This is a genomic window from Anatilimnocola aquadivae (assembly GCF_049819085.1).
Taxonomy (GTDB): domain Bacteria; phylum Planctomycetota; class Planctomycetia; order Pirellulales; family Pirellulaceae; genus Anatilimnocola.
This window is the reverse complement of the sequence record NZ_CP187419.1, coordinates 3,864,620-3,886,788: the sequence shown is the minus strand read 5'-3', so window position 1 is coordinate 3,886,788 and position 22,169 is coordinate 3,864,620. Positions and strand designations below refer to the sequence as shown.

Below are 22,169 nucleotides of genomic sequence, written 5' to 3'. Positions count from 1 at the left end.
TGGTTGCTCTAATCGATGAAATCTCTCAGCTCCGCGGTCACAATCCGCGGAGTTGTTTTTTGCGCCGCGCAAAGCACTTCGCACCGGCATTTTGCTTTTTCTGGCCTCTGATCTCTCTGACTTCCAACCTCTGCGTTCCGAGGCTCTTGTCTCAGAACTCTGAACTCCCGAACTCAGAACTGCGGTTCTACATCGTAGGTCCGAAGCGTTCGTCGGTGCCGTTGCCGGGGACTTGGAAGTCGGGGGGTGAGAGAGCGGTGGGGCCTTGGTCGGCGACGTCGGCGGCTTCCCAACAGAAGTCGTCGTCGCCGAGCTTGCCGTAGACGTCGTCGTCGACACCATCGTGCGTGATGGTGGCGAGGCCGGTGCGAAGGTTGGAGGTGCCCCAGATGTTCAGCAGCGCGAGCAGGGCGGCGTCGTTATCGGTGGCATTCGAGTAAGTGGCCGCGCTGAACGGTCCCACACTGGCGACCGAAGTCCAGGTGCTGTGTTCGTTGGCGACGCTGCCCGTGATGAGCAGGTCGTTGCCAAATTCACCGCTCATGTTGTCTTCACCGGTGCCACCGATCAGCACATCGTTGCCGCTGCCGCCATTGAGAATGTCGTTGCCCGCTTCACCCACCAGCAAGTCGTTGCCGAGATAGCCGGCCAGCTGATCGTTCCCCGCACCGCCGTAGACGCGATCGTCGCCGAAGCCGCCGTCGGCGATGTCATCGCCGAAGCCGCCGTGCAGATAATCGTTGCTGTCGAAGCCGCCGAGACGATCGTTGCCGCCGCCGCCGTAAATCACGTCGTTGCCGGTGCCGCCACTGAGCGTGTCGTTGCCGCCCACGGGCGAATCCTGCGGTGGAACCACATCGGTCGATGCCGGAGCGTTATCGCCCCACAGCACATTGTCGCCGTTGCCGCCATTCACGCTGTCGTTGTCGAGACCGCCGACCAGCCAGTCGTTGTTGGTCGCACCATACAGCAGATCGTTGCCCCCTTCGCCGTAGAACTCCGCAGAGACCGTGAGGTTCGCCTGCGTGACATAGTCGGCGCCGTCACCAGCGTAGACGATCGTCTTGTTGCTCACGTTGTAATCGCCGAACGTGCTGTTGATCCGCAGACGCACGCGGTGAGGCTGTGCCACCGTATTGTTGCGGCTGAACTGAATCAAGTCGTTCGCAGCGGTCGTGCGAGCGAACAAGTCGCCGACTTGCACGTTGGTCAGCTTGCCTTGGTCGACGAGATTCAGGTCTTCGATTTCGCTCCAAGCGACCGGTTGGCCCGCGCTATTGAGCACGCCGGACGAACCGGCGGCAACCACGACGGGCGCGGTGTTGGGGATCGAAGTGATATCGAGATTGAGTGTGTCGCCGATGATGTCGCCGACCGGAGCGGGGAGTGGATTCGTGGGAATGCCGCCGTTGATCGTGATCGCGGTGGTCGTGCTCGGACGAATCAGCTGCGTGGTTGGTGCCACCACGAGACCGACGTTCATCGCGCCGGTGCCGACGAGCCCCGCCGGTGTTTCGCCGAACGTATCGAGGCCCGCATCGCCAAACAGCGAGACGCTCGTCACACCGCTGGCCAAGCCACTTGGCAGCGGCGAGGTGCCACCGATTTGATCGGAGGTGAACACGCGGAACTGATCGTTGCCGCCGTTACCGCGCAGAATGACCGCCTCGAGATCGTGCGGAGTCGTCGTTGGCGTCAACTGCGAGTTGATGTTGTCCGCGTCGCTGGTGCCGGTGTAATCGAGGTTGTCGATGTTGCGGAAGGTGACACCGCTCGCGTTGAGACCGGTGAGGACGTAATCCGGATCAGTGCCGTTGAGTGCGTTCAGCGCCACGGTGTCACCCGTGAGGTCGCCACTGTCGTTGATCTCGAGGCGATCGACGGCGAACGTCATGTCGCCGCCGCTGCCGTCGACCACGACCGGACCGGCGATGAAGTCGACCGTCGGAGCCGCATCGAACAGCTGGAACAAGTCGCCGCCAAGACCGCCACGCAGTGTCACCACGCCCGTGTTACCGCTGGTGCTCTGCACTCGCAGCGTATCGACCGCGCCGTCATCGGCGAACAGGCCTTGGCCGTGCAAGTTGATCGCCGGATCGTTTGTCTGACCGCTACCCAAGCTGACAAGATTCAGCGAGTCGGCACCGGCGAGAGCGTTCACATTCAGCGATGTAAAATTGTCGCCGCTGAAGTCGAACGGCGTGTAGCCAACCCCCATGCTGACGCGCGTATCAGCAAGATTCGCGGCGATGCTCAGCGCATCCGCCACATCGCTGCCGAGCACGGTGAGCGCGCCCGGAGTCGCACCCGCGCCCGTGCGCTGCACGAGTTCGACGTTCGCGAAGTAAGTTTGCAGATCGACGGCGTTGCTGCTGCTCAGCACTTCACCCGTGTTGCTCGGCGTGCTGCCGCTGTTCGTGCCGAAGGCATACGTCTGCGACGCGCTCGGACCGGTGAGGGCGAAGATGAGCGTGTCGTTGTTGCCGCCGCCATCGAAGAAGAACTCGGCCTGCCCTGCGAGGTTCGTGTTGTCGCCGGCTCCTGGAGCGAGTCCGCTGAAGTTCACGAGCCCACCGAGGTCGTTGATCGTGAGGAAGTCGCGATCGTTGCTGCCGAGGTAGGTGAACGAGAGAATCGTCGCGAAATCGCCTTGAAACACGATGCCGACGTCGTTGTCGTCCGGCGCGATCGCATCGCCGGTGCGCGACAGCACGAAGTCGGCTCCGCTGCGTGACAAGGTGAGATGATCGTCGACATTCGTGTTGCCGAACGGCGTGTTGTTCGCATCGAGCGCCAGGTGATACGCGGCGTTGGCGTTCACATCTTCGATGCTCGTGTACACCACCTGTCGCAGCGGTGCACCAAACGTCCACGTCCCCGCGCCGATGCCGCCAAGCGTCAACAGCGGATTCACCGCCGCGCTGATGTCCAAATTCAACGTATCACCCGGCGACGTTCCCACCGGCAGATTCCCATTCATGAAGAACTCCGTCGTGCTCTGCGGTGCCAAGTTAAACGTATCGTGGTCGTCATTGCCATTCAGATACGTGCCACCACCAACGCCCGCCAGCGGTGTCGTAATCACCGCGGCATTGGCAATGGTGAGCACACCACCAGTCGTCGCATCGGTACCTGCCGGCAGTTCCGCATCACCGACATCCACACCAATCGTTACTTGCAGCGCCGCGCTCACGTTGCCGTTGATGAGCGCATCGTCACCCGCATTCAAGAACACATTCGCCGTCGTCGAACCCACCGTCACGCCGCCATTGATCGTCAGATCATCATCGAGCAGCGGCGCGTCGTTGTCGTCGGTGGCGGTGAAGGTGACGTTGCCCACGGAGATGCTGTTCGCAGCGATCGTCAGCGGACTGCTGTTGACGACGGTCGTTGCACCGCCGTCGTTGCGAGCACCAAAGCCCAGCGTGCGAAGATCGCTAACCGTAAGCAGACCGCCCACGCTATTCAGCACATTGATCTCGCCGCTCGTCGTATTGAACAGCTGAATCGCGCTCACCGACGTCTCGAGTGTGCTCCCCGCACCGATGCCCGTCGCCGCTCGCAAGAACACATTCGGGCCTGTGATGTTCACATCATCGTCCCCATCAATGATCGCCCCACCCGCCACGATCCCACCACCTGCCGCCGTACTCACATTCGCGATCGTCGCATCCCCCACCGTCGTCAGCGTATTCGCACCCAACGCCAGCAACGAATCATTCGTCCCCACCCCCGGATCACCAGCACCCACATAACTCGACACCGTCTCATTCGCCAACAACTGCAGCGTCGCTCCCAACGCCACATTCACCGGCCCAGCAGTATCCAGAATCGCTCCCGTCCCCACGCCATTATTCACCGCCAACACACCCGCGTTGACATTCGTCGCGCCGGTGTACGTATTGAGACCACTTAGCGTTAGCGTGCCAGTACCAGCTTTGGTCAATGCCCCCACGCCGGCGATGGTTGCCGTCGAAGTGATGGTGCCAACCTGACCGCCATCGATCTCGAACGTGTGCGTTGCGGCAGTGAGTAAGTTGATAGTGACGTTGTTATCGGTCAAGTTCTGCCCAGCGACGTTCTGAATGCGTCCGCTGTTGAAGTTGAAATTGAAGGGAGCAGAAGCGACACGATTGAGCGTGACGAACTGAAGAGTGCCGCCGAAGAGGTTAATGTTGGCAGTTCCCGAAGTCGTTCTGGTACCAACACTGTTTTGAATCGTGCCCGCGACGGACAACGTCCCACCATTCAAGGTTATTGTGCCGGACGTGTTGGCTGGTGTAGCCGAGGCCGTTGCAGCCAGGGCATGGGGAGTTCCCAGGGTGATGCTGGTAGCGGTGACCAAGCCGGCGTCCATCGTGAGTGAGCCCGAGCCCGAGCCGTTACCGCCACCATGACGGCCGAGGATTACGTTCGAGAGTGTGCCGTTGAATGTTCCACCGGTCAGATTGACGACGCCAGACGTAACGATCCCCGTATTTTGTGCGAGATTGTTGCCGACCAACAACGAAGTGGTGGCGCCCGTGCTACCAGCGAGATTCAAAGTGCCGCCGATTCCCGCGAACCGAATCAAGCCGCTCGATTTCAAACTGCCCACAGATAGCGTATCGGCATTGATGTTGTTGAGGGCATTGCCCAGCACGATTCGATTTCCATTGGCAGCTTCGGTGCCGAGGTTGGCGGCATTCCCTGGGCCGGCGTCCGTGGAAACGCCGACGGTGATGGTGTTCGCGGCGATTGTATTGATGCCGCTAGTCGAAAGGAGGAGCGATCCGCGCGTATTGTCGCCAGTTACATTTCCCTGGGCAGTAGGTACGTATTGTCCAAGGAGCAGATTGCTAGCCAGCAAAGACACACTGGCTGCATTGGAGAAGTCGACGGTACCCGAGGAAGTGGTCGCAGTGGAACTGGCGATGGTTCTGCGTCCGATGTACATCTCCGCACCGTTGCTGCCCGCAACGACCGCGCCGCCATTGACCGTCAAGGTACCCGTCGCCGCAGCACCTGCAGTGGTGGCCACGCCCACGCGGAGTGAGTCGACGGAGAGACCATTGGTGACAACGAGACTGCCGGTATCGATATTCAGCGCCGAAACGCCGGAGTCCAAAATGCCTCCGCCGATGGTCGCGATTCCACTTGTGGTTGTTTGCTGCAATGTGCCCGTTCCGCCATTGCCGAGGGAGACGTTGCCTGCACCAAGGCTGAGCGAAGCAGCGGAAGTAACCAACAAGACGGCTGTATTTCCAACACTACCCACCGTAATGCCAGAAGTGCCGGCCAAATTGCCACCAGTGGCAATCGTGAGTTGACCATTGTCGACGGCCGTCGTGCCGGTGTAGGTGTTGGCGGCAGAGAGCGTCAGAGCGGCGGGGCCCGCCTGGATTATCGAGCCGGGAGCAGCCTGTCCATTGACGATTGGAACGCCGATGGAGAGATTTTGCCCCAACGTGAAGGTGCGCGTCGCAGGCGCGGCCGTGCTGCTTAGTTCGATTCCGATCAGGCCGGTTGTGCCTCCAGCAGTGTCCTCTGCAATGGACGATGCCGCCAAACCGACGGTCGTTACATTGCCATTGAGAATCAGCCGACTACCTAGGGCCGATGCACCACCACGGCGCAGATTGAGCGTGCTACCATCCAATAACAGGCCACCCGCGCCGACCGTGAGGGAAGTGCGAACGAATGTGCTATTTCCGTAGACTGTGAAGCTATTGCTCGTTCCAACCGTTCCACCGGCAGTCGCATTCATTGCCGTCAGACTAAGACTGCCAAAGCTGACATTCGAGCCACTATTGCCAACATAGATGGTGTTCCCTGCTCCACCGGTGAAGCTGCCGGCGCCAGTAATTGTCCACGCGCCGAGCCCGGCATTAAACGTACCACCCGTGACGTTCAGACTGCCAATAGTATCGGTAACCGTGCCCACCCCGACGTTGGGAGCGGTGCCATTAAAGACACTGCCAGCGCCACTCATCGTCACGGCAGAAGTGTCAGCAATTTGATTGTTTGTCGTAATGGTCACCTTGCCGGCATTGCTAATATCGAGGTCGCCGGGAATCGCGAGCGCCGCTCTGCTCAGCGTCAGCGTACCTGCCGACACGGTCGTCGTTCCGGTGTAGGTATTCGCCGTCGCGCCTGTGAGTGTGAGTTGCCCAGCAGAGGTCTTGGCCAAATTCAACGCGCCTGTGATTGCGCCGGCATAAGTCGTGTTGCCCGCAGCGTTGTTGACCGTCAGAGTCGCCATCGCACCAGTATTCGTCACGGTGATGGGCATCGTTCCGACAGAGGACAGGCCGCCCAGAGTTTGATTGAAGCCATTCAGGTCGAACGTGGCGGTATTGAGATTTGCGACGTTGCCGAGCGTTAGTGCGGTTGCCGTAGGGAGTGCGTCCGCGACATTGATGCGCAGGATACCCGTACTGACGGTCGTGGTGCCGTTATAGGAACTCGCCGCACCAAGGTTGAGAGTTCCCAGCCCAGCCTTCGTAAGCGAGGCGGTAGTTGCGCTGCCGTTGGTGATCGGAACATTGATACTCAGGTCGGCTCCACCGGCGCCCACCGTCACGGTTCGGGTAAAGGCTCCAGCGATATTGCTCAGCAGAATATCCCGACTACCGTTCGTTCCGCCGGCCGAGTCCACGATAATCGACGAAGGTGCTGTTCCGGAGGTGGTGACGTCGCCATTGAGAACCAATCGAGAACCGAGGTTTCCTGCTCCGCCTTGCCGCAAATTGAAGAAGCTGCCGTTCAGATTCAAGCCACCCGCACCCACGGTTACCGTGCCCTGCGTGCTGCTGTTGGCTCCATACATGGTGAAGCTGTTGGCCGTTGATACCGTTCCGCCTGCCGTCGCTGTCATCCCCGTCAGGTTCAAAGTGCCAAACGAAATCCGGGCACCACTGTTACCCAGGAAGATTGTGTTCCCAACTCCACCAGTAAAACTACCAGCCCCCGTAACGGTGAGATTGGCGCTGGGTCCAGTCTGAAACGTGCCGCCGGTCACCGTAACGCTGCCCAAAGTTTCTGTGTAGCCAGCTACATGCCCGCTATTAATCCCAGTGCCATTAAAAACACTCCCGGAGCCGCTCATCACGACGTTCGATGTGTCGGCAATCTGGTGGCTGCCAGTCATCGAGACCAAGGCACTGGTGATGGTGAGGTCGCCACCAATCGCGTTACCGGATGTTTTTGCCAGATTCAACCGACCTCCGCTCACTGTGGTCAGACCGGAATAGGTATTGGCTGCCGCGCCACCGAGCGTGAAGACATTGGTCCCCACTTTGGTAATGCCACCCGTACCGGATATCGTGCCGTTGAACGCGGTCGAAGTATTGAGCGCGCCAACGGTCAGAGTGTTCGCGCCCAGGTCGATGATGCCGGTGCCGGTGAGCGCACCGAGCGAGCGCGCTGAATCCAACAGCGGATCGTTGGCGACATCGTTGATCAAAGCGCTGTCGGCAGCGCCCGGTACACCATCATCGCCGGGCGAGGCATCGCCAATATCCCAGTTGGCTTGATTGGCCCAGTCCGTGCTCGCGGTCCCCAGCCAAGTGAATGAGGCCAGCAACTGGCGACCTTCTAACGGCTCGAAGAACGACCGTCGATTTCTTTTTTGGCGCCCAAGAGCCCCTTGCTTCTTGCCAAGAAAACGAGACCACAACGACCGAAGGGAGCGGTTGAGCATGGGAGAGGTTTCAGATGGAGAAAGGATGGTCCACTAGTCCGAGCCGTTGAATCTCAGACAGCAAGAAGTACCCGCGCAGCCGCGAATCATGGCCGGCAGCGCAAGGAATACCCGTTACAGCGAGTATAACGAGCCGGTCCTTAAATCCCATCGATTTGCGGGGCTATTCAGCCCGGAATCTTTGGCCTCGCGACATTTTGCCGCGATGTGTAAAGAGTCCCTGCTGTCAGCGCAGGAAAGTGTTCAAAATATTGAACAACCACGGCAAGTGAGACGCGAAAAATCCGAGCGCGTTGGTGTTTAGAACTCCAACTTTTCTTTGCGATAGCTCAGGTCGAGCACATCCATGGGATGCATGATTTTGAGAACCTCGCCCTGCATGCGCGCTTCGCGGGCGATCTGCAGCAGACAACCGGCGTTGGAAGTGATCACCACACGCGCGCCCGTTTTGCGAATGTTCTCGAGCTTGCGCCGGCCAAGCTTCTCGGCCATTTCGGGTTCGGTCAGGTTGTAGGTTCCTGCTGCGCCGCAGCAAAGATCCGACTCCGGTAGTTCCACCAGTTTCAAACCGCGAATTCGCTTCAGCAAATTGCGAGGCTGCTCGCGCACCTTTTGCGCGTGAGCCAAGTGACACGCATCATGATAAGTGGCTGTCACGCGCACTTCACCGGGCGGCGTGACGAGACCGAGATCATCGAGGAACTCGCTGCAGTCGCGCACTTTGGCGGCGAAGGCGGCACGCTCGTGTTGCTGGTCGTCATGCCAATGATGACCATAGTCCTTGAGCATCGAACCGCAGCCCGCGACGTTCACAATGATCGCATCGACGCTGCTCGGATCGAAGGCAGCGATGTTCTGGTTGGCAAAGTCCTTGGCAGGGTCACTGCTGCCGGCGTGCAAGTGAATCGCCCCGCAGCAGGCTTGCTCGCGCGGCACCACCACATCGCAGCCATTGGCTTGCAGCACGCGAGCCGTGGCCCAATTCGTCTGGCGAAACATCACGTCGCCCACACAGCCGGTGAAGAGTGCTACGCGTGCGCGTCGGCGGCCTGTTGCCGCAAAGAAGGTCGGCAGCTGTGGCAGCGGCTTTTCAAGCTTCGGCAGCATCGTCGCTAGGCGCCCTAGCCGTGAAGGAAGCAGCCGCCAAAGGCCGGTATTGATGAGCAGTTTGTCGAGACCCAGCCACTGCGCGATGCGGGCGGGAGCCAGCGACGCTTGCAGCCGCTCGGGGTACGGAAACAGGCCGAACAAGATGTAGCGATGAAACCAGTCGTCTGTCTTGCTGCCGCCACGTTGCTTCGCGTCGGCTTGTTCCATCGAAACGCGGAAGGGCTCGATCAGCTTTCCGTATTGCACGCCCGAGGGACACGCCGTTTCGCAGCCGCGACAATCGAGGCAAAGTTCCAAATGACGGCGAACATTTTGATTCAGTTCGAGGCGACCATCCGTGACCGCCCGCATCAAATAGATGCGGCCGCGCGGGCTGTCGTTTTCATTGCCGGTTTCGACATACGTCGGGCACGATGCGGTACACAGTCCGCAATGCACGCAGTCGAGAAACAGTTCGTAGTCGATGTTCGTGCCCGGGCGTGCGTGCGGTTCCAACGGCGCAGCCCCGCCGAGTTGCAACAGCGGCTTGGTGCGCGCGATGGCTGCATCGGTGATGGTGGGCGGCGGATTCGCAGGGATTGAAGTCATGGGGTTGGAGTTCCGGCTTTAGCCGGCTGCTGTTCGTTTTCTAAAAAGGCCGGCTAAAGCCGGAACTCCAGCTAGTACACGAAACGACCACGATTCAGTAGATCGAGCGGATCGAAGCGGCGTTTGACCGCGGTCATCAAGGCCAGCGGAGCTTCGCCTCCCCAATAGCTTTGATGCGTGGCTTCTGCGCCGGGCGGCGCATTCAATACTACTACATGCCCCTGGTGTGCGGAGGCAACGGGTTGCAAATCGCCTAGCAATAATTGACCCAGGCCTTTTTCCGGAAACGCCGCGAAGCGGACAAACACGGTTCCATTGCCGGCGTGAGCCAGCACGCTGCAGTTCGGATCTCGCCGACGGCAAGCAGCGACGAAAGGCAACACGCCGCTTGGTTTCACGCTCGCTTGCACCGTCAGCGGGCTATCGATATCGGCCGAAAATTCCAGCACTTGCGGCCAAGGTTCCGCCAGGCCGTCTTCCATTAGTGGATTGACGATTCCCGCATCGCGCCATTCACGCCGCAGGTGATCTTTCATCCAGAGCACTTCGGCGGCTGTCCCTTCGACGAGCACGAGCAGCGCGAAGCCTTGGTCGCTGATCTTTAGCTCCGCCAGTGCCGCGGAAGCTCGCCACGCAGGACCAGCGAGTAATTCCACTGCGGCGGGAGTAATTGCCGATTGCTGAAGCGCGGCGAGCATCGCTTCGGCCTGCTCCGCAGTCGCCACGTGGCAAGCGAGCCAAGCGGAGCGTTCGGGAATTGGTCGAACTTTGAGCGTGACTTGCGTAATGATGCCCAGTGTCCCGAGCGAGCCTGTAAGCAGCTTGCAAAAGTCGTAGCCGGCGACATTCTTCACCACGCGGCCGCCGCCGTGAAAGAGCAAGCCGTTGCCATCAACGGCTTCGATGCCAATGACGAAGTCTCGCAAGGGCCCCTGACCATACCGCCGCGGACCATTCCAGTTGGTGGCAATCACACCGCCGATCGTAGCCCGATCGGCTTGTGGGACATCGACCGGCAAGCGTTGACCTTCAGCGGCGAGTGACTGCCGAAGTTGCTCGAGCGTCACACCCGCACCGAGCGTGATGGTCATATCCCGCGCCGGGTAATCGACGACTTGATTGAGCTTGCTGAGTGAAATCCCCCAGCCTGGAGTTTTTGTCCGCAGGCCAAAGTGCTGACTGGTGCCGCCACCGATGGGGTAGAGCGGCGTCTTGGTCTCGCGCGCTTGCTGCACGGTGCTCACTACATCAGCAGCGGTTGCTGGTTCAAGCGTTTGTTGCAACGGCAGGATGTCGCTGGGAAGTGGCACGCGGAAGAGCTTTCAGGCAAGGACGTTATCGAGTTTGGTAATTCTAAAGCGCCGCGCGCCGGCCCGGGTGTTTCTGTTCCATGCCACAGCCACCAGCCGTCGGCAGCATTTTCATCGGACTCAACTTGCCGCGAGGGTTAAACGCCTGCCGTAAGTTGTCCATCGCTTGCAAATCGTCGGGCGAAAACATCTTCTCCATGAAGTGAATTTTCTCGACGCCAATGCCATGTTCGCCCGTGACACTGCCGCCACAAGCAAGGCAGGCGTCCAGAATCTCATTGCTGGCCAGCAAGACTCGCTCCACTTGCGCTGGATCACGTTCATCGAACAGCAGAATCGGGTGAATGTTGCCATCGCCCGCATGAAAGACGTTGACGATTTTGATCTCGTATTTCGCGCTAATTTCGGTGATCTTCCGCTGAATGTGAGGCAACTGCGTGCGCGGAACAACTCCATCCTGCGTGCAATAGCTGGGGCTCAGGCGGCCAATCGCGCCGAAGGCCTGCTTGCGGCACTTCCACAATTTCAGACGTTCTTTTTCATCCTTCGCCAGCCGAACTTCGCGGGCCTTGCTCTTCTTACACAACTCGACAATCTGATCTCGCTGCTCATCGAGCCCCGCTTCGAGGCCATCGACCTCAATCAGCAGGATTGCCTGGGCATCGAGCGGAAAGCCAAAGCTGAAAGCCGCTTCGATAGCCACCAGAATGCCTTGATCCATCATTTCGAGCGCGGCAGGCACAATCCCGGCGCCAATGATCTCGCTGATCGCTTGCGTCGCGTCGTCGCAACTTTCGAAGATGGCAAGCATGGTGCGCCAGCCTTGCGGATTGCGGGTAAGGCGCACCCAGACTTTCGTCACAATGCCGAGTGTCCCCTCACTGCCGACCATCGCGCCGACCAGATCGAGCCCGAGCGGATCTTCCGCAGGCCCACCGACTTGAATCACCGAGCCATCGGCCATTACCGCTTCGATTCCCAGCACATGATTGACCGTGACACCGTACTTGAGCGTGTGAGGGCCGCCGCTGTTCGTGGCAACATTGCCGCCAATCGTGCAGGCCCCTTGGCTGGAGGGATCTGGGGCATAGTGATAACCCGATCCCTTGAGCGCGTTCGTCAGGTGTACATTCACGACGCCCGGTTCGACGAGAGCGTAACGATCGCGATAGTTGATTTCGAGAATGCTCTTCAGCCGCGTGAGGACGATCATCACGCCGCCGCCAATCGGCAAGCAGCCACCCGCCAGGCTCGTTCCCGCGCCGCGCGGTACGAACGGCACGTCGCCCCGATTGCAGCACTCAACGATCTTCACCACGTCAGCCGTGCTTCGCGGGAAGACAACGATGTCCGGACTGTTCTTTTCGATCACGAACCCATCGCACTCGTACACGAGTAGATCGGAGCGCGCCGTCAGCACGTTCTCGCTCCCAATCGCGCGACGAAGGTCGTCCGCAAGGCGCGTCAGAATTTGAGTGGAGGGAGCGGCAAGCGTGGCCATAACGATTCCGGAGTTTCTTGAAACTGCACCGATTCTATTTGTAATGCATCATGCCGCGTTCTGTACCCAGCCTTAGCTTAGTTCGCCGCCGCCTCTGATAACCATTTTTGATAACTTTTTCAGCAGTTATTTCGTGACAACCATTTGCCCCAACCGCTTGCCGGCACTTCACTTAGGCGAATCAATTCGCAATTTTTGACGAAACGGTGATAACCATTTTGAGCACCACTTTTGAGCGACTCTCGAACGCCTCATTGTCCTGCTTCGGGCGACCAGTTGGTCGCCATAAATTGGCTGGTCAACGCCAGGAACTGAAATCTGCTCGAAGCGTGATTCTTTGTCAAACACCCAGGCAGCATTTCGGTTGCTCTGAATCTGGGGGCCAGTAGAGAGGTCAAATTCGCCGTCCCACGGCCCGAATCTATTTTCGCCAGCGTGCCGACTACTTTTCTTTTTTTCTGCTCCGTGCCGTGACCAGACTAGTCACGGGCCATTCGTATGTTTACTTGTCGAGCGAAGGATGTACTTCGCCGGTGAGCCGAGTGGCTCGGTAAGAGTTACCAACCCTCTTGCCAAACTTTCATGGATTGTGTAAATTTGTACACTAGTGCTGAGTGGTCGGTGAGCCCTGTGGTTTCCACTGAAAGCAAGGACTGGCAACAAGTTATGTCAATAGCAGTTGCTTTGGCTTTCGTTTTGGCACAGCCCGTGCATTAAGGCTGTCTCGCTCATCTTCCCCCGCATTCGCGAACAAAGTTTCTCATCATCGCAAAGGAGTGTGACATGCTTGTTCTGACTCGCAAACTTCAAGAACGGATCTGCATCGGCAACAATATCACCGTGACGGTGCTGCGTGTAAAAGGACAACAAGTCCGCATCGGCATCGAAGCCCCCCGCGACGTACGCGTCATTCGTGGTGAGTTGCCACCGACCGCGAATCGCCGCCTGGAAGCTGAAAATGCCGGTCCGGAAATGTCCGACACCGACCAAGATTCGTTGCCGCTGACGATCGACATTGATGCTTCGGATTTGCTCTGCGATTCCGACGCAGAAGCTGTCGAGGCCGACGAAACCAACAACGCCGTTGTCTATGGTCGTGGTCGTCCCGCCGCGATGAAGCAGTTCGTCCGCACGGTCCTCGAGAGCGCTCTCGCCAAGTAATCTCTAGGCTGCTTCCACGCGGAGCAGCTGATTTTTCGGAACAGAAACGGAACAGAAAACAGAGTGTCACTGGCAGCTGATGCCAGTGCCAGCGGGCTGGGAAAACAACCTTGGCGAACAAGACCCTCGCCAAACCGCCCGCAAAGTCGATGTAGTTTCGCCAGCTTCTCTGCGCTATACGTTCGGTTCAAGTCCTTCCCGCAGAATCTCCGATAGCTCTTAGCAGCGGTACCATCGGGGTCCCGCGCGCTCGGGGGGAATTCTGAGGCTGGACCATGCGGCTATCGCTGGCCCGCGGATTAGCGCTGCCTGTCTGCCTGATTTGGGCGGTCATCGCTGCTGCGCAGTCGCGGAACCCGGGCCCACCCCCAGAGGATCCGTTCTCCCGCGCAGCGAATCCGCCTGCTGCCAATGGCGCGAACACGATTACGGCTACTGCCAAGCCAGCTGCTCCACTCTTCATTACCTCGCAGCTCGATGTCTTCATTCCGTTTTCGGTGCGCAATGCCGACGTGAAACGGGTGCGCGTTTATATTTCGCTCGATCGTGGCCAAACCTGGGATCTGTACCAGGAAGTAAAGGCTGACGAACAGCGTTTTCGCTTTCGAGCCAAACAAGATGCCGAATTTTGGTTTGCGACCGAAACCGTTGCTGCTAATGGCGTCAGCGATCAGCCAGCGCAGCGGGCACCGCAAATGCGGCTGATTGTCGACACCATCAAGCCGCGATTGCAGATCTCGCCCAAGCTTGATGAATCGGGACGCGTGGAATTAACATGGGCCGCGCTCGATCCCTATCTGCTGAACAACAAGGTGAAGGTCGAGTGGCAAGATCCGCGCGATGGCGTCTGGCAGCGGATTAGTCCGACCGCTTCGCCCGCCGATACCAACACCCGCGGCCAGTTCGCCGCCAAGACAACCATTACTCCGCCGGCAGGACTCACCAAAATGATCTTGCGCGGCGAAGCAGAAGATTCAGCCGGCAACAAAACGGTCGTTTCGCAGCAGTTTGAAATACAAGCTGCAGGCGAAGCGGGGCAACAAGCACTGCTCCCCTCGGCACCGGGCAGTGGTGCCCTCGCTCAGCGATGGACACCAGACCAAAACGATCCGTACACGCGGCAGCCTGCGGCTTCGATGATGGATCCTGCGTTGCCGCGGATGCAGCCGAACACAGCTCTGGCCAAGGTTGGTTCGGGAACCTCTGGTTTTGGAGATTCTGGCTCAAGCAATACGCTGCCACCACCTCGCGAAGAGTTACCGCGTGACAATCAATCGCCGCAGATGGTCCGCAATCCTTATTCGCCGACGAGCGGAACGCCTGCGCGCCCGACGAACACGGGCGAGTTGCTGCCGCCGGCCAGTAACGACCGCCAGCCTTATCAAACCGAGAACCTGCCGGCGCCCCAGCAGCAAGAGTCGCCCAATCGTTCACTGCTGAATGGACCAGAAAACGAATCTCAACCGCCGAGCGATTATCCGTCTCGCGACTTCCCGCCGATGGATCGTCGACCGAGCGAGTCACTCGTGCGCCCCGAGCAAATCGATAGCGAGCCAATCGCTCCGCCCCGGCGCGTTGAACCCATTCCCTCGCCCCAGGGTGATCAGGCGCGGATGACGAATGCCAAGCGGTTCAGCCTCGACTACGACGTCGAAGCCGTCGGGCCCGAAGGTGTCGCTGATGTCGAACTATGGGGCACCGGCGACCGCGGTCAAACCTGGGTGAAGTGGGGTTCCGATCCCGACCGGGTCACGCCGTTCGAAGTGGAAGTGAGCAACGAGGCCACCTATGGCTTTCGGATTGTGATTGTCGGCAAGAATGGGCTCGCCAGTAACACGCCGCAAAGTGGCGATGCGGCCGACATTTGGGTCGGCGTCGATATGGCGAAGCCACAGGTGCGACTCACGGGGGCAACGATTGCCGGTGGAGAGCAGGCCGGCAAGCTGGAAATTCGCTGGACCGCCAGTGACGAACATTTTGGACCGCGACCGATTTCGCTTTCGGTTTCCGATCGAGCGGCCGGACCTTTCACGCCCATCGCCGCCGGGCTGCCTAACTCGGGCAGCTACTTCTGGGAATTCGATCCTCGCGTTCGTCGCCAACTCTTCTTGCGCATCGAAGCGCAGGATAGAGCGGGGAATCAATCGGCCGATCAGTTGACCGACCCCATCACCATCGAAGGGCTGGCTCCCAAGGGACGCATTCGCGATCTCGCGCCCACGCCCAACGCTCCGCCTCAAGCATTCCGCTCACCACTCTTTCGGTAAGCTTAGCTGCTTCTCATGTGACTCCGTGAGCAGGCAGTCATTGTTCGCGCGTGTTACAATTCCGCGCTGGCTAGACTCCGCTTCTCCAGGACGCTCGTCATGTCCCACTCAGCAACCGTGTTCCGCTTCGCTTTGTTTATCGCGATCTGCACGTCAGCGGTGCTCGTCGCGCAGGAGAAATCGACAAGCAAAGATCCTTCGGCAAAGCTGTATCGCATTGACGCCAAGACTTCAGCCGGCCTGCAGGATCTGTTGCAACGAACTGATGAGCCCTTGCCGCTGGTGAGCGGTCATCGCGGCGGCGCACAGCAAGGCTTTCCCGAGAACTGCATTCCTACGTTTGAGCATACGCTCGCGCACACGTACGCCATGCTCGAGATTGACCCTCGCTATACCAAGGATGGCGAGATTGTGGTGCATCACGACGCCACGCTCGACCGCACAACGACCGGCAGCGGCAAGGTGATTGACTTCACCCTCGCGGAATTGAAAAAGCTGCGATTGAAAGATCGAGACGGTCAGCCGACCGAGTTTCCCATGCCAACGCTCGACGAAGTGCTCATCTGGTCACGCGGCAAGACGATTCTCGTGCTCGACCAGAAAGATGTGCCCGTCGCGGCCCGTGTGATGAAGATCGAGCAGCACCAGGCCGAAGCCCATGCAATGCTGATTGTGAACACCTTCAAAGATGCGCAGGCCTGCTATGCCCTGAACAAGAACATCATGATGGAAGTGATGGTCCCCAATCGCGAGAAGTTTGCAGAGTTCGACAAGCTGGGAATTCCGTGGAAGAACGTGGTCGCTTTTGTCGGCCACAAACCGCCGGAAGATTTGCAGTTGTACAAACTGATTCACGCCAAGGGTGCGTGCTGCATGATTGGCACTTCGCGCAATCTCGACCGGCAATTCATCACTCAGGAAGTCAAGAAACTATCATCGCTCGAGGCTGACTATCGCGCCTTCCTCAAGCGCGGCGCAGACTTGATTGAGACCGATATTCCCGCGCCGCTCGGCGCGTTGCTGTATCGCGCGACGCCCATTCCCTCTGCGAAGAAAGCTTACTTCCACCCGCCGGTTCGTTAGTACCGCGTCGTCAAGCGAATGAGGATGGCATCGCCGGGAGAATAGTCGCCGACCCCCGAACGGTAGCTTAGGCGCCGATCGAAGACGTAGCCGATTTCGAGGGTGCTATCGTCTCCTTCGGCATCGCGAGTGGACCAGCCGAAGAGAAGATTGAGATCGCGATAGGTCACGACATCGTCTAAGTCGGTCACACGCTCGATGGCCCAGGTGCCGCCGCCGAGTTCGCCCGCGATGTAGACGGAGTTCGTCGGGCTGACTTGCACTTCGACTCGCGGTCGCGGAAAAACCAGCTCCAGCCGCAGGTCTTCGCGCGGTGTGATGATCAGTCCAGCGACCGGCAGCAGCTTGACGTCGTCGCGGCCGAGATAGTCGATGCCAAGGACAACATCGACGAGCGGACTCCAGCGATAGTAGCCAACGGCATGGCCGGGAAAGCGAACGCCTTCGCGGGCACTTCCCTCGAAATCGCTAAAGGCGCCAATACGGGCGGCCACATCGTAGCCAAAGTTCTCGGACAGCCAGGTTCGTTTTTGATAGCCAATTTGAAAGTCGAACAGCCTAGGCGGCATGTCGGTGATGACGGGCCCGGAGAGAAAATGAAAGCCCAGCCCCGTGACGACGCCGGACGTGCGATCTTGGGGGAGTGTGGGCAGATTCTCCAAACTGAAGAAGCCGAACTTGTTGCCACCGCCGACGAGCCAGTCGGTTTTGCTTTGCCGGGTGTTGTAGCCAAACGGAAAGTCGACCAGCGAGTAGGTCGACTCCGGTTCGAGCTCCAGCAATTGGCCGTCGAACTTATCATCGAGAAGCTGATCTTCGGTGAGTGCCTGGCCGGGGAGCACTTCTTCGCTGGCAAGGTCACTGGGTGATGTCAGCGGCGCAAGCGTGGGTTCAACTGCAAGCGGCAATTGCTCGACTGGTAAGGGCTCCTGACCGAACGAAGGCTGCAGACCAAGCTGCGACAGACCCGCCAGCCAAACTGCGGCCAGCAGGACCGAAATCCAAGATTGGCAACGGTGATGATGGGTGAGGAGGATACGCACTGCTATCGACGAGCGCTATGAACCGCAGGGAGGGACAACGGGAACGAAAGGCCGGTGGAGAGATATCGGCAGGCGAAAATCGCGTCAAGTTGAACTGGGTAAAGGTGAAATGGCCGCCGCGGAATTTGCCGCCAAAATGTTGAGTTCAACGCGGGCTATCCGCTAGGATGAGGAACGAGGGAGCGAATACCATGCGACAAAATATGAAGCGAATTCTGCTGACAGCACTTCCCACAGCCATCTTGCTGGCAGGTGTGCACGCGTTTGCCCAAGCTCCCACGACAGTGCAGCTGCCGGTGATTCAAGTCCTTTCGGTCGATACAACGGTCTCGGTGCCGGATGGGGGCGGAGTTTCGCTCGGCGGCATTAATCGCGCGGTCGATAGCAGCGTGACGCGTGGGCTGCCTCTGGGCAAAGGCCCGCTGACGACGAATCGCGGCCTCAGCAGTGTTCGCAGCGGTTCGAACATGAGCGTGCATGCCACGATCATCGACCATCAGGAACTAGACGCCGCTGTGTTGGCCGAGGCGGCTGCCCGGCGAGGAACTCGCGCGGAAGACCCCGCCACGCTTGCCCTGCAGCAGAAGGCCGACTATCTCAGTCGCAATCTGGCTCGCACTCAGCCTACAGCACCTGTGGCGGCCAGTGATCGCCAGCCTAGCGTCGAACAGATTCGCGAGCGCAATGAATTGGCAGCGGCAGTTCGCGATGCCGAGGCAGCCAGTTTCTTTGCCAAGGGACAAGCTGCCGAAGCGGCCGGCAAACCGGGCATCGCGAAGATCTATTACCAGATGGTTGCTCGCCGCGATCAGGCTGGGCTCAAGCAGCAGGCCGAAGCGCGTCTAGCGGCTCTTGCTTCGCCGGGCAAATCGCTCGTGGCGAAATAAGCGGGCCATGCTGCGGTAAGGTCAACTCGCCGCGAAACTTGTCGCCCGCTCTCGGGTTGGAAGTGTGACAGCCGGCGCGCCTATTCGACCTAGTAAGTTCAGACTATATTTTCACTTAGACCGTGGCTGAACAAACTCGACGCGCGGCGAAGGCAATGGCAGGACTCTCGCGACATGACTCTCCGCAACTTCGCTTCCTTCTTGCTGCTACTGCTCCTGACGGTCCCGTCCCGCACCGTCATGGCTCAAGGAAAAGGTGGTGGCCTGGCGCGACGGTTGCCGGCCAAGTTCCAAAGCCTGAGCAACGATCAGGCTCGCGAAGTTGGCTTGCTGGCCGAGTTGAACATTCTTTGGATCGGCGATGTGCGGGAAGTTCCCGGGGCCGATCCGGTTCTCGATCTGTTTGGCCCCTACGGCGGCCAGCGGGCAACGACGGAAGATGAGGACGGCAACCAGGTAATCGTCGATGAAAACGAACGGGGCCTGATTGTCCTCTCGGGACTCAGCCGGGCTCAAATCGGCAGCTTGCTGCGAGTCGCTGTGGACCTGAAGCCGCAACTGGCCGAGTATTATTCCGCCCGCGCCCGGCTGATAGCCAAGTTGCGACGCTGCCGTGATCGTGAGGAGAAAGAAACCGCCGCCGAAGCTCGTACCTTCGAAAAGGAAGTCGTCGATCTGGGCAAGGAAATGGGTGAATGCGAAGCGCGCGTTGCCGTCGCTCAGGCCTGGGCCTACATCGGGCTGGAATCCAGTTTTGGCGAAGAGCAAAAAAACTACTTCCGCATGCTGCGCGAGAATCCAGAGGCTTTTAAGCTCGATTCGCCCGCGGTGAAAGCCGTTCGCGAACTGCTGCTGAAACTCGAAGAGCCTTACCCGATTTTGTTGCAAGACACGGCCGCAAAATTGGCTTCGTACCTGGGGAACACCGCCGAGCAGAATGTCGCTCGCCGGCCCCATCGCTCGGCCACGTTGCTAGGCAAGACGAGTCCCCGCCTGTCAGGCGATGCCACGCAGTTTCTGGAAACGCTCAATCCGGCTCAGCAAGATCGACTTCTCTTACTGCTCAATGCCGAGCGTCCCTATACGAGCGATTACGTCAAAAAACGAGTTGAGTTTCTCATTGCCCTCGATGGCCTGAAGAAAGTCACGACGCTTCAAGACAAGAAGTTCATTGCCGCCGGTGCCCAGATGGGAGAACTCGAAGCCCGCATTGCCCTGGCTCAGGCCAAAGCTTTTGAGCAACTTCGCCTCTCCCTCGCCCCCGCTCAACTCTTTTTCGTTGAGCAAAACCTGCTGCCTGCCCAATAGAGTTGGGTGGAGATTAAACCGCAGCGGCGAATCGCTGACGAGCCCCAGCAGAGTGAGTCGACAGCGCCCGATGTTGTTCCAGGCCGACGACGTGCAGAGCAAGGTTGGCACCGTGGAAGGCACGTTCCATTTCGTGCAGCTTTTCCATCGCTGTATGGTCAACCAACTCGGTGCGGCTGAGGTCGAGCGTCACATTGCGTCCTTCCTTCAGCCCTAGCGTTTCCAGCTTGCTGCGGAGCGGCAACCAGTTGCTGAAGGTGACCGCGTGTTGCGGGGCGACGATCAGTTCGTCACCTTCTTCGCGAACCTGAATGCCCGGCGAGAAAATCGCCGAGATCGGCAAACCTCGCACCAGATTGATCGCCAATTCCAGTGCCATGCCAATCAGCACGCCCACCAGCAAGTCGGTGAGGACGATGGCCACAATGGTCGTGACGAACACCAGCAGTTGCTCTTTGCCGATCTGCCACATGTGGAACAATTCGCGTGGGTGAGCCAGGCGGAAACCGGTGAAGACCAACATCGCAGCCAGAGCAGCGGTGGGAATGTAGATCAACACAAAGGGCAGTAATGAGGCGAAGAGCAGCAAAAAGACGCCGTGAAAGACATTGCTGAAACGAGTCTTGGCACCAGCGTCGACATTGGCTCGGCTGCGAACGATTTCGGAGATCATCGGTAAGCCGCCGATGCAAGTGGCAATGGTGTTGGCGATACCGCAACCCAACAGATCGCGATTGAGGTCGGTCTTGCGTCGCTGCGGATCGATAAAGTCCACGGCCTTCGCACTCAGCAGCGATTCCAGACTGGCGATCACCGAGAACATCAACACCCACTTCCAAAACTTGAAAGCGTCTCTGTTGTACATAAAGTCAAAGTGGAACTTGCCGGTGTAGTGGCCCGCGGCATCCATTTCGAAGAACGCTGGCAACACGAACGCCTGGCGAAAGTCCTGCGGAACATTGATTAGGTACTTAGCCGGATCGCGATTGAATTCGCGGCCGCCCAAGGAGTAAGGATTGACGAGTTTCTCGGCGGGGGGAGCGGCTGGCCTGGTTTCTGCAACTGCCACGATCGCAGCCTGGGGTGCTGCAGCAGGAGTCGTGTTGCGACGGATGCCGAGAAAGAACGCCAGCGGTAAGGCAATGCCGAGCACCACCACTTGCACCGGAATCATCCGGAACGGCTTGGCCTTGAGAAATGGATACAAGGCCATGATCGACAGGCTGAGGATGCCTAGGCCCGCCACATAAGGATTCAGTTGCAGGATGAAGTTGCCATATTCCTTGATCAGGTGCAGGTTCTCGGCTGGCAACTTGGCGGTCACGCCGAGCATCGTCAGAAACTGCTTGATCATGATGATCACGCCGATCGAGGCGAGCAGACCGTGAACTGCTGCCGTGGGAAAGAAGTCACCAAGCTTGCCCGCTTTGAAGAGCCCGAAAAAGATCTGGATGATCGAAGCCACCAGACCAACCGCCAGTACCATGCGGTAAGCATTGAAGTCGTTGGCAGCCACACCGGTGTTGCCACCAAAGTCGATCACCGCTCCGACCACAATCGCAATCAACCCCGCAGCTGGACCCTTGATGGTCAACTCCGAGTTGCTGAAGAAGGGCGCTATGATGCCACCCACGATGGCGGTGATGACACCGGCGATCGGCGGGAACCCGCTGGCCCGCCCAATAGCTAGGCATAAAGGCAAGGCGATCAAGAAGACCAGGAAGCCGGAAATTGCGTCATACCGCAAGCAAGCAGGAAACGGAACCGCGGGTGCTGCTTGCCCGCTACTCTTCTGGACTTCCATTGCAAACTCCGACCGAAAGATGAATCTCGTGCCAGGCTCGACCGTAACTTGGTGCGAGTCTTTGCCTACTGCTGTTGGAGAGGAAGGTGTTGGACCGTCGCGTCGCCCGCTGGGTGCCAAACTTGTGGGGGTGGTGCAAGCTCTCGTTTTGAAGAACTCACAAACGACTGCTGGATTATTTCTTGTTCATCGCACCACAGAATCAAACTTGTTCTGTGTTACCTTCGGAAAGTTTAGCCGGCTTTAATCAGCAGAGAAGGGCCAAAACGGTTACGAATTAGTTATAGTGATAGAGCACACAACTACCGATTGGGGAATAGGTTACGAAACAGCAAGGTTGAGTCGCCACAGCCGATGAAAGACCAGGTTCGAGAGTACGATGGTGAGTTGTGGAGCGTGCCAATTGGCGCTCCAATGTCCCTAGGG

General features: G+C 58.8%; 11 protein-coding genes. 5 read left to right on the top strand and 6 right to left on the bottom strand.

What is annotated here, in order from left to right:
- Positions 1-187 precede the first annotated feature (187 nt).
- From NA78x_RS15575 to NA78x_RS15560, 4 genes are all read right to left on the bottom strand, one after another.
- Positions 188-7,564, bottom strand: coding sequence for a beta strand repeat-containing protein (locus NA78x_RS15575; RefSeq protein WP_425619374.1), 7,377 nt, complete (start codon positions 7,562-7,564; stop codon positions 188-190).
- A 417-nt stretch (positions 7,565-7,981) separates the two neighbouring features.
- Positions 7,982-9,379, bottom strand: coding sequence for a (Fe-S)-binding protein (locus NA78x_RS15570; RefSeq protein WP_425619373.1), 1,398 nt, complete (start codon positions 9,377-9,379; stop codon positions 7,982-7,984).
- Between the two features lie 71 nt (positions 9,380-9,450).
- Positions 9,451-10,689, bottom strand: coding sequence for an FAD-binding oxidoreductase (locus NA78x_RS15565; RefSeq protein WP_425619372.1), 1,239 nt, complete (start codon positions 10,687-10,689; stop codon positions 9,451-9,453).
- Positions 10,690-10,732: 43 nt separating this feature from the next.
- Positions 10,733-12,190, bottom strand: a complete 1,458-nt coding sequence (locus NA78x_RS15560) for an FAD-binding oxidoreductase (RefSeq protein ID WP_425619371.1) — start codon at positions 12,188-12,190, stop codon at positions 10,733-10,735.
- A gap of 783 nt (positions 12,191-12,973) precedes the next feature.
- Between NA78x_RS15560 and NA78x_RS15555 the strand changes: the two genes are divergently transcribed.
- The 3 genes from NA78x_RS15555 to NA78x_RS15545 all read left to right on the top strand — a co-directional run bounded on the left by NA78x_RS15555 (position 12,974) and on the right by NA78x_RS15545 (position 16,701).
- Positions 12,974-13,351 (top strand): carbon storage regulator, encoded by a 378-nt coding sequence (locus NA78x_RS15555; protein WP_425619370.1) that lies wholly within the window; start codon positions 12,974-12,976, stop codon positions 13,349-13,351.
- A 275-nt stretch (positions 13,352-13,626) separates the two neighbouring features.
- Positions 13,627-15,618 carry a hypothetical protein gene (locus NA78x_RS15550; protein WP_425619369.1) on the top strand — a complete coding sequence of 664 codons (1,992 nt, stop codon included), beginning with the start codon at positions 13,627-13,629 and terminating at the stop codon, positions 15,616-15,618.
- Positions 15,619-15,717: 99 nt separating this feature from the next.
- Positions 15,718-16,701: a glycerophosphodiester phosphodiesterase family protein gene (locus tag NA78x_RS15545; protein ID WP_425619368.1), complete on the top strand. Its 984-nt coding sequence runs from the start codon at positions 15,718-15,720 to the stop codon at positions 16,699-16,701.
- Here NA78x_RS15545 and NA78x_RS15540 read toward each other — a convergent pair.
- Entirely contained in the window at positions 16,698-17,744 is a 1,047-nt protein-coding gene (locus NA78x_RS15540) for a hypothetical protein (RefSeq protein ID WP_425619367.1), read from the bottom strand. The two genes, NA78x_RS15545 and NA78x_RS15540, sit on opposite strands and share 4 nt — an antisense overlap.
- A 191-nt stretch (positions 17,745-17,935) precedes the next feature.
- Here NA78x_RS15540 and NA78x_RS15535 point away from each other — a divergent pair, with 191 nt between their 5' ends.
- Together NA78x_RS15535 and NA78x_RS15530 are read left to right on the top strand one after the other, a co-directional pair.
- Entirely contained in the window at positions 17,936-18,631 is a 696-nt protein-coding gene (locus NA78x_RS15535; RefSeq protein ID WP_425619366.1) for a hypothetical protein, read from the top strand.
- A gap of 174 nt (positions 18,632-18,805) precedes the next feature.
- Entirely contained in the window at positions 18,806-19,939 is a 1,134-nt protein-coding gene (locus NA78x_RS15530) for a hypothetical protein (protein ID WP_425619365.1), read from the top strand.
- Positions 19,940-19,952: 13 nt separating this feature from the next.
- Here NA78x_RS15530 and NA78x_RS15525 read toward each other — a convergent pair whose 3' ends face one another.
- Positions 19,953-21,743: a SulP family inorganic anion transporter gene (locus NA78x_RS15525; protein WP_425619364.1), complete on the bottom strand. Its 1,791-nt coding sequence runs from the start codon at positions 21,741-21,743 to the stop codon at positions 19,953-19,955.
- Between the last annotated feature and the right edge of the window lie 426 nt (positions 21,744-22,169).

Bases quoted from the DNA above. Each gene is read 5' to 3' on its own strand.
- NA78x_RS15570 (WP_425619373.1), bottom strand. From the start codon at position 9,379: ATGACTTCAATCCCTGCGAATCCGCCGCCCACCATCACCGATGCAGCC.
- NA78x_RS15560 (WP_425619371.1), bottom strand. From the start codon at position 12,190: ATGGCCACGCTTGCCGCTCCCTCCACTCAAATTCTGACGCGCCTTGCG.
- NA78x_RS15555 (WP_425619370.1), top strand. From the start codon at position 12,974: ATGCTTGTTCTGACTCGCAAACTTCAAGAACGGATCTGCATCGGCAAC.
- NA78x_RS15550 (WP_425619369.1), top strand. From the start codon at position 13,627: ATGCGGCTATCGCTGGCCCGCGGATTAGCGCTGCCTGTCTGCCTGATT.
- NA78x_RS15545 (WP_425619368.1), top strand. From the start codon at position 15,718: ATGTCCCACTCAGCAACCGTGTTCCGCTTCGCTTTGTTTATCGCGATC.
- NA78x_RS15535 (WP_425619366.1), top strand. From the start codon at position 17,936: ATGCGACAAAATATGAAGCGAATTCTGCTGACAGCACTTCCCACAGCC.
- NA78x_RS15530 (WP_425619365.1), top strand. From the start codon at position 18,806: ATGACTCTCCGCAACTTCGCTTCCTTCTTGCTGCTACTGCTCCTGACG.
- NA78x_RS15525 (WP_425619364.1), bottom strand. From the start codon at position 21,743: ATGGAAGTCCAGAAGAGTAGCGGGCAAGCAGCACCCGCGGTTCCGTTT.